Below are 1,053 nucleotides of genomic sequence, written 5' to 3'. Positions count from 1 at the left end.
ATAAACTTGACTATTACTCAGCCTAATTATCTTTAGTAATCTCAAGGCTATATCATGTAGATTATAGTCAAAATCCTATTCAAATCAACTAGCTGACTAATGAATAATGCTCAATAATACTATCAAGAAATTAAAAGATATATAGCCTTTTTATTTGATATGTAAACCTAGGATTTATAGAACAAAGTAACTTCGCAACAGTAGTCAAGATATCCGAGGAGTTTTTGGTGTTATGATAAAGCAGCAATGCGGCATTGATTTTGATGATATATTGGGAAATTGTATATAAATTAATCAATTAATTAACCACCAAATTTTTCCCCTTGCCAAAAAAGCTTCATTTATGCCTTTATTGGCATTGCTAATGGCAACTTTTCTCCTTTCATTTGCTGCGATTCTAACAAAATTGGCTGAGTTTGATCTTGGACCTGGCGCAACTATATTTAACCGATATTGGATTGCTGCAGTTACCTTTAGCTTATGGGAAAGCCAAAAGCTTGTATTCCCTGGGAAACCTGAACAAGAGTGTAAATCATCAGGGCACCTTACTATTAACGATGTAATCTTGTTCGGGATAGAATTTAATGACTTTTATATGCGTATCTCTGTGGGCTATTTCACTAACTCAGACTAGTGTAGCCAATGCCAATTTGTTGCATAACATGACTCCTATCTTTTCAACCCTCGGTGCTTGGTTGCTTCTGAAGCAGCAATTTGACAACCGCTTTCTAGTTGGTCTAGGCATTGCACTATTCGCGTCTAGTTGTATTGAGTTTGAGGACTGGTTTATTGCCCCTAGCAACTTTACTGGAGATATGCTGGCACTACTCTCTTCTGTTTTTTATGCTGGTGCATTTTTAGCTCGTGAATCCTTGTGCAATAAATACTCAGTCAGCACAATCTTGCTATGGAGCTGCTTCTTAAGAGCGATCTTAGCTTTGGGATTTACTTTAATCATGGAAGATTTGGGAGCTGAAGATCCGGACGCCGGAGGGAAGCGGGCTATGGATCCGAGTCGAGTCGTTCCGGCGGTTCATCGAGAACTCCGATGCA

Annotated in this window: 1 protein-coding gene; it reads left to right on the top strand. The window is 38.5% G+C overall.

The genetic code is table 11. The features are described from left to right. Nucleotides 1-584: 584 nt before the first annotated feature. Nucleotides 585-1,053: DMT family transporter (locus tag F6J94_RS34025; protein WP_293048398.1), on the top strand; the 469-nt coding region annotated here is incomplete at its 3' end.

The sequence above is a fragment of the Moorena sp. SIO1F2 genome (assembly GCF_010672755.1).
In the GTDB taxonomy this organism is placed as follows: domain Bacteria; phylum Cyanobacteriota; class Cyanobacteriia; order Cyanobacteriales; family Coleofasciculaceae; genus Moorena.
The sequence above is the reverse complement of the archived record's forward strand: the minus strand, read 5'-3'. Positions and strand labels throughout refer to the sequence as shown.